The 8,813-nt window shown below is 72.9% G+C and carries 8 protein-coding genes; 2 read left to right on the forward strand and 6 right to left on the reverse strand.

The window, feature by feature from the left end; all coding sequences use genetic code 11:
• Window positions 1-24 precede the first annotated feature (24 nt).
• From IH44_RS0124305 to IH44_RS0124325, 5 genes are all read right to left on the reverse strand, one after another.
• A complete protein-coding gene (locus IH44_RS0124305) occupies window positions 25-870 on the reverse strand; it encodes an ABC transporter permease (RefSeq protein WP_030461831.1) in 846 nt (281 codons plus the stop codon).
• A 7-nt stretch (window positions 871-877) separates the two neighbouring features.
• Complete coding sequence (locus IH44_RS0124310; RefSeq protein WP_030461832.1) at window positions 878-1,822, reverse strand: ABC transporter permease; 945 nt, start codon at window positions 1,820-1,822, stop codon at window positions 878-880.
• A gap of 3 nt (window positions 1,823-1,825) precedes the next feature.
• Window positions 1,826-3,436 carry an ABC transporter substrate-binding protein gene (locus IH44_RS0124315; protein ID WP_030461833.1) on the reverse strand — a complete coding sequence of 537 codons (1,611 nt, stop codon included), beginning with the start codon at window positions 3,434-3,436 and terminating at the stop codon, window positions 1,826-1,828.
• A 53-nt stretch (window positions 3,437-3,489) separates the two neighbouring features.
• Window positions 3,490-4,701, reverse strand: coding sequence for an ROK family protein (locus tag IH44_RS0124320; RefSeq protein ID WP_030461834.1), 1,212 nt, complete (start codon window positions 4,699-4,701; stop codon window positions 3,490-3,492).
• A 100-nt stretch (window positions 4,702-4,801) separates the two neighbouring features.
• Window positions 4,802-5,782, reverse strand: coding sequence for a TauD/TfdA family dioxygenase (locus tag IH44_RS0124325; protein WP_030461835.1), 981 nt, complete (start codon window positions 5,780-5,782; stop codon window positions 4,802-4,804).
• Between the two features lie 645 nt (window positions 5,783-6,427).
• On the opposite strand from IH44_RS0124325, the gene IH44_RS0124330 reads away from it, so the two are divergent.
• Window positions 6,428-6,994 (forward strand): Uma2 family endonuclease, encoded by a 567-nt coding sequence (locus tag IH44_RS0124330; RefSeq protein ID WP_030461836.1) that lies wholly within the window; start codon window positions 6,428-6,430, stop codon window positions 6,992-6,994.
• Window positions 6,995-7,305: 311 nt separating this feature from the next.
• On the forward strand, window positions 7,306-8,547 hold the full coding sequence (locus IH44_RS0124335) for an RNA-guided endonuclease TnpB family protein (protein WP_030461837.1): 1,242 nt from the start codon (window positions 7,306-7,308) through the stop codon (window positions 8,545-8,547).
• Between the two features lie 13 nt (window positions 8,548-8,560).
• Here IH44_RS0124335 and IH44_RS0124340 read toward each other — a convergent pair whose 3' ends face one another.
• Entirely contained in the window at window positions 8,561-8,755 is a 195-nt protein-coding gene (locus tag IH44_RS0124340; RefSeq protein WP_030461838.1) for a hypothetical protein, read from the reverse strand.
• Window positions 8,756-8,813 lie beyond the last annotated feature (58 nt).

The raw sequence follows: 8,813 nt of genomic DNA on the forward strand, positions 1-8,813 counted from the left end.
TCTGCTCGGGCGGGGTTCGCGCGCTCACGAGCGCGCCCCCCGGTTCAGCGCCTCGGCCAGCAGGGTGAACCCGAGGACGAGGGCGGTGGTGACGGCCAGCGGGGCGGCGGCCAGCACCGGGTTGGTGTCCAGGTAGGCGACCGAGCCGCTGATCAGGCTGCCCAGGGTGGGCTCCGGCGGACGGACGCCCAGGCCGAGGAAGCTCAGCGCGCCCTCGATGAAGACGCCCACCGACAGCGCGACCGCGCCCTGCACGATCAGCGGGTCCACCGCGTTCGGCAGCACGTGCCGCAGCAGCACCCGGGCCCGGCCCGCGCCGCCGACCCGGGCGGCCAGCGCGTACTCGCGCTCCCGCTGCACCAGCACCCCGGCCCGCAACTGCCGCCCGAAGTACGGCACTTCGGCCAGCGCGATGATGATCACCACCGGCCAGCGGCCCGGCCCGAGGATCGCCGTCACCGCCAGGCCGAGGATCAGCCCGGGGAAGGACAGCACCAGGTCGAACAGCCGCTGCACCACCAGGTCGGCGGCCCGCGAGGTGGCCGCCAGCAGGGCCAGCGCCGCACCGGCCAGCGCGCCCGCCGGCACGGCCGTCAGGATGATCGACAGGTCGGTCAGGATGCCGTGCAGGACCCGGCTCAACAGGTCCCGCCCGATGTCGTCGGTGCCCAGCGGGTGCGCCCCGCTCGGCGCGGCCAGCGCCTGCGGGCCCTGCGCGTCCGGGTCGGCGCCGCCCAGCCAGGGCGCCAGCAGCCCGGCCAGCGCCACCGTCCCGACCAGCACCAGGCCGGTGACGCCCCGCCAGGAGCGCAGCCCGGCGACGTAGCGGTTGCGCGAACGGGCAACCAGGGGAAGGGAGATCGTGGTCATCGTCGCATCACTCCCACCGCACGCGCGGGTCGAGCCAGGAGTACAGCAGGTCGGTGAGCAGTTGCACGGCCACGTACCCGGCGACCACCAGCAGCAGCAGGTCCTGCACCACCGGGTAGTCGCGGCGCGACACGCCCTGCTCGATCAGCTGGCCGAGGCCCGGCCAGGCGAAGATCCGCTCCACCACCACCGCGCCCGCGACCAGTTGCCCGATCTGCAGGCCCAGCACGGTGACCGCGGAGGGCAGCGCGTTCGGCAGCGCGTGCCGCCACAGGATCCGGCGGCGCGGCACGCCCAGCGCCGTCGCGGTGCGCACGTAGTCCTCGCCGAGCGCCCGCTCCAGCCCGTCCTGCAGGTAGCGGGCCAGGATCGCCGCGCTCGGCAGCGCCAGGCACAGCGCGGGCAGCGCCAGGTACTGCACCGCCAGGTCCGGCGCGTCGAACAGCGAGGCGTGCCCGCCGGCCGGCAGCAGGCCCAGGCCCACCGCGAACACCAGCACCAGCACCACGCCGGTCACGAACGGCGGCACCGCCAGCGCCCCCGTGGTCAGCGCCCGCAGCGCCCCCGCCACGGCCCTGCGCCGCGCCGACACCGCGTACAGCGCCGTCGGCACCGCCAGCAGCACCACCAACAGCAGTGCGGCCACCGTGAGTTGGAGCGTCGCGGCCAGGCCGTCCGCGATCAGCGCGGAGACCTGCCCGCCGATCGCGTAGCTCGGCCCGAGGTCGCCCGTCAGCACCTGCCCCAGCCAGTGCAGGTACTGCGAGAGCAGCGGCGCGTCCAGCCCCAGCCGCTCCCGGATCGCCGCGACCGTGGCGGGCGAGGCGTCCGGCCCCGCCAGCGTGGTCGCCGGGTCGCCCGGGATCAGCCGCAGCATCAGGAACACCGTGAACGAGGCGGCCACCAGCACCGCCAGCGCGCTCGGCAGCCGTTTGAACAGGAAGGTCCGCACGGCTCAGCCCGCCAGGTACGCGTCGTCGAGGTTCAGGTACGAGTACTTGTTCAGCGTCACACCGTGCACCTGCGCGCCCGCGACCTCCACCAGCCCGGCGATCGCCAGGTCGATGATGAACTGCTCGTCCAGCAGGATGTCCGTCACCTGCTGGTACAGCGCCTTCGCCTCCGGACTGTCCGCGTCCGAGCGGTTCCACGCCTTCTGCACCGCCTCGGTGTACGCCGGGGAGGAGAACTTCGAGGTGTTCTTCGCCTCGTTGAACGGGTACGCGCTGACCGCCAGCGTCGCCGGGTGCGCCTGCGAGAAGCTGTGGCTGAGCGTCCACAGCGCGGGCATGGACTGCGATATCAGCTGCTTCTGCATGGTCGGCGAGTCCACCGGCTGCAACTGCACCTCGATGCCGACCTGCTTCAGGTCGTACTGCAGGATCTGCGCGACCGCCGTCGACCCGGCGTCCGACTGGTGCGCCAGCGGCAGCGACAGCGAGGTCACGCCCGCCTCCTTCAGCAGTGCCTTCGCCTTCTCGGGGTCGTGGTGGTAGCGGGTGGCGTCCTGCTCCCGGTAGGCCGGCGAGGACTTCGGCCACGGCACCGAGGACACCGTCGCGTACCCGCCCAGCGCCTGCTGCACCAGCCGGTCCCGGTCGATCGCCCAGGCGATCGCCTGCCGCACCCGCTTGTCCTGCACCTCCGGGAAGGACAGGTTCGCGCCGATGTAGAACGCGCCCGCACCCGTGTCGTACTGGGTGATCCGGAACCGCTTGTCGTCCTTCAGCGTGGCCACGTCCTTGCCGCGCACCGCGTACGTCAGGTGGGTCTGGCCGGTCTTCACCGAGGACAGCAGCGTCTCCGCCTGCGGGATCACCTTGATTTCCACCCCGTCCAGGTACGGGCGGCCCGGGTTCCAGTACTTCTCGTTGCGGGCGAAGCTCAGCGAGGAGCCCGGCTTGCGGTCGGTGAAGGTGAACGGGCCGGTGCCGATCAGCTTGGTGCCCGCGACCGCGTCCTCCACGGACTGCGAATCCGGGATGATCATGAACTCGAAGAGGTCGAACAGGTTGGACACCGGGTGCGCCAGCACCAGCGTCAACTCGAAGTCGCCGTTCTTCCGGAAGTCCGCCACGGTCAGCGCCGTCGACCTCAACTGCGCCGAACGCACCGGGTTCTGCAGGTTCTTCACCGCGAACACCACGTCGTCCGCGGTGAACTTCCGCCCGCTGTGGAACGTGACGTCGTCGCGCAGCTTCAGCGTCACGCTCAGGCCGTCCGCCGCCACCTCCCAGCTCTTCGCCAACTCCGGCTGCGGGCGCAGCTGTTCGTCGTACCGGGTCAGCGTGTTGAACACCAGCCGCTGCAACAGCGAGTTGGCGCTCTGCGCGAACAGCAGGGCCGGCGTGAAGTCCACCCCGACCCCCACCGTCAGCACCCCGCCCCGGCGCGGCGACGCCGCCCCGCCCGACGCCGCGTCCGCCCCCGGCGAGGAGTCCGCCGCCGAACGGCATGCCGACAGCGCCAGCAGACCGGCACCCGCCAGGGAGCCGCGCAGCAGCGCCCGGCGCGAGAGCGCGGGAAGGGGGAGCGGGCCACCGGAGCCGGCGGAGAACACGGTCATCGTCAACAGTCCTTCGGGAGAAGCGAGTTCGAGTGGAGAAGCAAGGGGAAGGGTCAGAAGCCGGGGAGCGGACGGGCGTACAGCTCGCCCAGCACCGGCGCGCAGGCCGCCACCGCCAGCGCGTCCGCGCCGAAGCGCTGCGCCACCAGCAGCGAGGCGTCCCGGTGCAGGTGCGAACGGAGCGCGAACTCCTCGCGCACCACGTCCAGGTAGACCGGGTCGGCCACCGCGAAGGTCTCGGTCAGGACCAGCAGGTCCGGGTTGACCACGTCGGCGAGCAGCGCCAGCGCCCCGCCCACCACCGCGGCCCGCTCCCGCACCAGCGCGTCGGCCCGGACGTCGCCGGACCGGACCGCCGCCAGCAGCAACTGCCGGTCCGGGCGGGCGATCACGCCCTGCGCGACCGCCGCCGCGAACAGCGTGTCGTCCGAGGCGGCCACCGACAGGCAGCCGCGGCGGCCGCAGTGACATCGGGCCGTGCTGCCCGGCACCGGCAGGTGCCCGCCGTCGCCGGTCACCGACGGCGGACCCTGGTGCACCGTCCCGGCCACCGAGATGGACGCGTCCACCACGTGGCCCACGAACAACTGCACCATCGAGCGCCGGGCCGCCGGATCGCCGAACAGCACCTCCGCCGCCGCCAGCGCCCGGGCGTGGTTGTCCACCCACACCGGCAGGCCGGTGGCCCGCTCCAGCAGCTCCCGCAGCGGCACCTCCCGCCAGCCCAGCGGCTCGTGCCGGACGGTCACCCCGCGCTCGGCGTCCACCGCCCCGCCGGTCACCGCGCCGAGACCGAGCACCCGGCGGCCGGCCGCCGACCCGGTCGCGGCCGCCGCCAGCAGCCGCGGCACCCGCTCCAGCAGCGCCTTCAGCACCGCCGGGCCGCGCCGACCGCCGTTCGGCAGCTCCTGCCGGAACAGCACCCGGCCGCGCAGGTCCAGCAGCGCGAAGGTGCTGTACGGCAGGCCCACGTGCAGCCCGGCCACCGCCAGCCGCCGCTCGTCGACGTCCAGCGGCAGCTGCGGACGGCCCCGCACCCCCGGCGCGGAGACCGCCAACTCCGGCCGCTCCGCCAGCAGTTCGAGCCGCAGCAGATCCACCACCTGCCGGGACACCGCCGCCGGGCTCAGCCCCGTCAACCGGGACACCCCGCTGCGGGCCACCGGCCCGTGGTCCAGCACCGCCCGCAGCACGGTGGCGGCGTTCGCCTCCCGCCGGTCGTCCCCGGCCCGGGGCGCGGCAGCACTGCGGACGGTGCCGTTCACGCGGTCAACTCCTCTTCTGCCTACGGCGGTTGCTCAGGACTTCGCGCGGGATCCGCTCAGGGCTTCGCGCGGGGCCGTTCAGGGCTGCGCGCGGGGCCGTTCAGGACTTCGCGCCCAGCGCCTCGGCCTCCAGCTCGGCGGCCGGCACCAGCCCGGCCACCCGCGGCGGGTCGGCCGGCTCCAGCAGGCGGCTCGGCCGCCCGTCCACGCCCACCGGCAGGTCGCCGTCCAGGGTGATCCGGCGCACCAGGCGCGGCTCGTCGCCGTAGTCGTTCACCGCGTAGTGCTGGGTGGCCCGGTTGTCCCAGATCGCCACGTCACCGACCTGCCAGTCCCAGCGCACGCTGTTCTCCAGCCGCTCCACGTACCGCTGGAACAGCTCGATCAGGGCCCGGCTGTCCTTGCCCGACACCCCGACGATCTTCTGTGCGAACGACCCCAGCAGCAGGTGCTTCTCGCCCGTCACCGGGTGCACCCGCACCAGCGGGTGCTCGGTCTTGAACGCCGTCGACACGAACACCTGCCGGAACAGCTTCGCCACCTCGGCGTTGTCCGCCAACTCCGGTGCCAGCGCCAGGTTCGCCGCGTAGTCGTAGTCGTTGGTGTGCACCGCCCGCAGGCTCTCCGCGAGCGCCTTCAGCGGCTCCGGCAGGTCCTGGTACGCGGCCGCCGTGTTCGCCCACACCGTGCTGCCGCCCGCCGGCGGCAGCTCCAGCGCCCGCAGGATCGACGCCTTCGGGTACGAGGGCACGAACGTCACGTCGGTGTGCCAGTTGTTCGCCCGCACGCCCTTGGTGGCGTCCAGCTCGAAGATGTACCGCCCGTCCGCACTCGGCACCGTCGGGTGGAACACCGGCTGCCCCAGCAGCCGCGCGAACGCCTCGTGCTCGGCGTCGTCCAGGTGCTGCTGCCCGCGGAAGAACAGCACCTTGTGCTCGTACAGCGCGGCCTCCAGCGCCGCCACCGTCCCGGCCGGCAGGTCGCCGCCCAGCTTGACGTCGTGCACGACCGCGCCGAGCCGGCCCGCCGCCGGGGTCAGCCGCAACTCGGTGGGGGCCAGGGTGGACGTGGAAACGGACATGGTGGAACTCCTTCGGGGAGGTGGGAACGGCGACAGCGGCACGGACGCCGCCACAACAGCCGGACACCGCACGGCGATCGGGCAGCCCACAGGGCGCACCGCCGTGACGGGGGAACGGGGAAAGGGGGAAAGGGGAGCGGGAAGAGCGCGCCGACTACGCGCAGCGGCGCCGACAACAGCCACGACGACGCAGACCCACCGGGGCCGGGCACGACGGACAACAGACGACAACGGCGGTACGCATCGGCCCTCCTTCCGGCTCGCTGCGAGTGGGCTCGGCGCTCATCGTGCTCGGCCCGCACACCCGCTGTCAATCGCCATCTCCCCAGCTGGGAGCGGGTGTTGCGGAGTATTTCGACATGTTGCAACCCGGTGACGACCCCACGACGAACCCCCGTCCGCCCTTGTCGCCGCCCCCCGCCCCAGGCAAAACTTCCCGAGCGGAAACAACCCCGCCACCGCCCTGCCTCCCCCTGCCTCCCGCCCGCCGGAGGCCCGCCGGAAGCCCGCCGGGAACCCGGGGGGAACCCGGGCGGTGGTGCGAGGCCGTCGCGCCGTGCGACCGAAACGGTGAATCTCCCCGCGACTTCGGAGCCCCGGCCGTCCTGGGCGGAGGAGAATCGGACGGAACGGAGGAGACGCGCCATGAGCACAGCAGCCCACGTCCCCCGGGACTACAGCGTCAGCGATCCCGAGCGGGCCCTGAAGTACGCGATCCAGCACATCGCGGGGGACCGCGCCGAGATCATCGAGGGAGTCATCACCCCCGTGTCGCCGTCCTGGGCGCACGAGAACGCCGCCGAAGTGGTGCGCCGGCAGATCACGCCGCGCCTGGAGGAACTCGGCCTGGTCTCCGGCTCGGGCAACCTCGACCTGCCCGGCAGCGAGAACTGGTTCGTCCCCGACCTCGCCGTCGTCCCGGCCGACCTCGCCGCGAAGACCGAGGGCGCCCTGCTGCCGGACCAGACCCTGCTGGTGGTCGAGGTCACCCCGCCGTCCAACGGCGAGACCGACCGCACCACCAAGCGTCGCCGCCACGGCCAGTACGGCGCCCCGCTCTACCTCCTGGTGGACCGTCAGCAGCGCGAGTGCACCGTCTTCTCGGCCCCGGGACGCCTGGGCTACGCGGAGGTCGACGGGCCCCACCCGTTCGGCAGCACCGTCCGGCTCCCCGCTCCCTTCGACCTGGAACTCGACACGGGCCGGTTCTGAGCGGTGGGGCGGTGGGGGCCTGCGGCTACCTGGACTGATTGCAGTGCGCCGGGCTTCAGTCCGGTGGCGAAGCGGTTCTGGGCCCTGTTCTGGCGCCGCTGGTGGGCACGTGGGGGTGGACGTGGTCGCCCTTGCCGGGTCGGCGCGGGGTCGGTGCGGATGCTCCGCGTGATCGCTTCGGGTTGGGTGGGGTGCCGGTCGGCGGTCATTTTGTGGCGGTGCTCGGTCACGAAGGCCGAGCGTGCGGGCGGGTATTGACCGGTCGGGTCGTTGCAGCATCCGGCCGTGGGCCGGGGGATTACGGTGCGGTTGTGCAGCTCAGGTACTCCTTCCGCGTCTATCCGACGGCGGGTCAGCGTGCGGCGTTGGCGAGGGCGTTCGGGTGCGCGCGGGTGGTGTACGACGACGCTTTGCGTGTCCGGGAGGACGCTCGTGCGGTGGGGTTGCCGTTCCCGAGGGTGGGGGATCTGTCGAAGGTGCTGATCACCGGGGCGAAGAAGACCCCGGAGCGGGCGTGGCTGGGCGAGGTGTCGGCGGTGGTGTTGCAGCAGTCCCTGCGGGACCTGGAGGCCGCGTACCGGAACTTCTTCGACGGCCTGAAGGGGAAGCGGCCTCGCATGGGGGTGCCGCGTTTCAAGTCGCGTAAGGACACCCGGCAGGCCGTGCGCTTCACCGCGAATGCCCGGTGGAGGATCACGCCGGGCGGGAAGCTGTCCCTGCCGAAGATCGGCGATCTGACGGTGAAGTGGTCCCGCACCCTGCCCTCGACGCCGTCCACGGTGACGGTGGTCCGGGACAGTGCGGGCCGGTACTTCGCCTCGTTCATCGTGGAGACCGACCCGGCCGCCGACCTGGCCCTCATGCCCGACACCGACACCGTGGTCGGTATCGACCTGGGGCTTGCGCACTTCGCGGTCCTGTCCGACGGCACGAAGATCGACAGCCCGCGTTTCCTGCGCCGCGCCGAGAAGAAGCTGAAGCGCGCCCAGCAGGCCCTGGCCCGCAAGGCCAAGGGGTCGAGGAACCGCGAGAAGGCCAGGTCGAAGGTCGCCCGTGCCCACGCACAAGTGGCCGACGTGCGGCGCGAGTTCCACCACCGGCTCTCCACCCGGCTGATCCGCGACAACCAAGCGATCGCCGTCGAAGACCTGGCGGTCAAGGCACTCGCGCGTACACGCATGGCCAAGTCGGTGCACGACGCGGGCTGGTCGCGGTTCGTGGCCATGCTGGAGTACAAGGCCGCCCGGTACGGGCGGAAGTTCGTCCGGATCGGCCGCTTCGAGCCCACCAGCCAGGTGTGCTCGCACTGTGGCGTCAAGGACGGCCCCAAGCCCCTGCACGTCCGGATGTGGACGTGCGGCGGGTGTGGGGCCGTCCTGGACCGGGACGTCAATGCGGCGGTCAACGTCGCCAAGGCCGCCGGACTGGCGGTGACAGCCTGTGGAGCGCAGGTCAGACGGGCACCCGTGCCCGCACCGCGCAGCGAAGCAGGAACCCACCCGAAGCGATCCACCCAACCGGTGTGGGAGCAGGCGGGAATCCCCGGTCTTTAGGCCGGGGAGGATGTCAATGGCCGAGCAGGTGGGCGAAGTCGTTGCCGAGGCCACCGAGCATCGGGAGGGCGCCGAGGTCGGTGATCGCGCCGACCGGGATGCTGTAGCCCTGGTTGGGGACGGGGGCGGGGGAGTCGTCGGCGAGGGCCGGGGCCGCGGGGGCGAGGAGGGCGGCGGCGAGGGCGAGGGCGGAGAGTGCGGTGCGCATGGGGCGGGGGGCGCCGGGGGGGGGGGGGGGGGGGGGGGGGGGGGGGGGGGGGTCAGCC

This window comes from Kitasatospora sp. NRRL B-11411, from assembly GCF_000721345.1.
GTDB classification, from domain to species: Bacteria; Actinomycetota; Actinomycetes; order Streptomycetales; family Streptomycetaceae; genus Kitasatospora; species Kitasatospora cineracea.